We start from the raw sequence: 2,270 nt of genomic DNA on the forward strand, positions 1-2,270 counted from the left end.
TTTGATGTAGATCAAATGAGTACAGGCTCTCACTCAATTTCGCTTAAAGCACTTTTGAGTAAGTGCCCTTTGCTTGAGATTCTCTAAGATGGCGATCAAAGGTCATTGCCACACGTCGAGCCAGGAGTCGGCCTTTGATAGGCACGACCATCTTCGCACCCTGCCACTCCAGTAGTCCAGCCTGTTCCAGATGCTTTAGCTCTTCAATCTCTATCTTGAAGTAACTTGGGAAGTTGATTTGGTGAGTCTTGCCAAATAAATCAGTATCCAGAGCAAATTGGCACATTAACTCGCCAATTAATTCACGACGCAGTAAATCATCCTTGTCTAATTGCAGGCCCCGGAGTGTGGGCAGATGGCCATCATCGATTGCCGAGTAATACTCATCTAAGGTGCGGACGTTTTGCGAGTAACAATCATCCACCTTACCAATCGACGAAATTCCAAAAGCCAAGAGATCACATTCAGCTTGCGTAGAATAGCCTTGGAAATTGCGATGCAAATTACCCTCTGTTTGAGCAATCGCCAATTCATCATCTGGCTTGGCAAAGTGGTCCATGCCAATAAAGACATAACCCGCTTCACCCAACCTCTCAATCGTGTTTGACAAGATATCGAGCTTGTCAGCAGCTCCAGGCAAATCTGCCTCAGCAATTCTGCGTTGGGGCTTAAAAATATGGGGCAAGTGCGCATAGTTATAAACAGAAAGGCGGTCAGGACTCATTTTGAGAACCGCATCGACCGTTTCTTTGAAGGTCTCTGGTGTCTGCTTTGGTAAGCCATAGATCAAATCAACGCTTCTAGATTTAAATCCGTACTTCCTAGACCAATCTATTACCGATTGAGTTTCCTCAATAGTTTGGACGCGATGCACCGATTGCTGTACCTCGAGGTTGAAGTCTTGCACACCAAGACTGATGCGGTTAAAACCCAATTCAGCAAGTAAAGCAATATCTGATTCAGCAACCCGTCGTGGATCGATTTCTATCGAGTATTCGCCACCAGGAAGTAGCTCAAAATGCTCACGCGTATGGTGCATCAACTCAATCATCTCCTCGTGAGATAAAAATGTTGGTGTACCCCCACCCCAATGCAACTGGGTTACTGGTATTTTTTTCTGCACACCCATTGCAGCGCAAACCATTGCCATCTCTTTAGCCAAATACTTGATGTATTTAGCACTGCGACCGTGATCCTTGGTGATGATTTTGTTGCAGCCGCAGTAATAGCAAATATTGGGACAAAACGGTAAATGGAAATACAGTGATAGTGGCTCATCAGCCTGGGCTACACGTTGCAATGCACCCAAATAATCAGACTCACTGAACTGATTATGAAAGCGATCGGCACTAGGGTATGAGGTGTAGCGTGGGCCATTGATATCAAACTTCTGCAGCAACTCTGGATGAAAAAGTACTTCTTTTTCATTTTGCTTAGATTCAGAAACTACAGAGCTCATCAAAAATTAGCTTATGGAATTATTGAGAAAGATAGTCAAGGGCGACTGCTTCTGCCACTTTAATCCCATCAACCCCTGCTGACAAGATTCCACCAGCATAGCCAGCACCCTCACCCGCGGGATAAAGGCCTTTGATATTCAGACTCTGAAAGTTTGATCCTCGCGTAATACGCAATGGGGAGGAAGTGCGAGTCTCAATGCCGGTCAATACTGCATCCTTCATCGAGAAGCCTTTAATCTGCTTTTCAAAGGCAGGGATTGCCTCTCGGATTGCCTCAATTGCATAAGCAGGTAAAGCATCAGCCAGGTCTGTCAGGTGAACACCAGGTTTATAAGAGGGCATTACAGAACCAAAGTCCGTAGAAGCCTTACCAGCGAGGAAGTCACCCACCAATTGTCCTGGGGCCTCGTAGGTGGAGCCACCTAACTCATATGCCTTCGACTCCAAAGCCCTCTGAAATTCAATACCTGCTAGTGGACCGCCAGGATAATCTTCCGGGGTAATGCCAACGACAATTCCCGCATTAGCATTACGCTCATTACGCGAATACTGACTCATACCATTTGTCACAACGCGATTAGGCTCAGAGGTGGCAGCAACTACCGTTCCACCTGGGCACATACAAAAGCTATAGACTGCACGGCCATTTTTGGCGTGGTGTACCAATTTGTAATCTGCTGCTCCAATGAGCTCATTACCAGCATGTGGACCTAAGCGTGCCTTGTCAATCAAGGATTGCGGATGCTCAATGCGAAAGCCAACTGAAAACGGTTTGGCTTCCATATAGACACCGGCTGCATGGAGTGCTTC

Annotated in this window: 2 protein-coding genes; both read right to left on the bottom strand. The window is 46.3% G+C overall.

Features of this window, described 5'->3' with window-relative positions; all coding sequences use genetic code 11:
* Positions 1-43: 43 nt before the first annotated feature.
* Complete coding sequence (gene hemN / locus B7X71_RS15525) at positions 44-1,459, bottom strand: oxygen-independent coproporphyrinogen III oxidase (protein WP_293601373.1); 1,416 nt, start codon at positions 1,457-1,459, stop codon at positions 44-46.
* A 19-nt stretch (positions 1,460-1,478) separates the two neighbouring features.
* The coding region (locus tag B7X71_RS15530; protein WP_363927192.1) for an FAD-dependent protein at positions 1,479-2,270 on the bottom strand (792 nt) is incomplete at its 5' end.

It is taken from the genome of Polynucleobacter sp. 39-46-10 (assembly GCF_002282275.1).

Coding starts and splice junctions, on each gene's coding strand:
- hemN (WP_293601373.1), bottom strand. CDS start 1,459: ATGAGCTCTGTAGTTTCTGAATCTAAGCAAAATGAAAAAGAAGTACTT.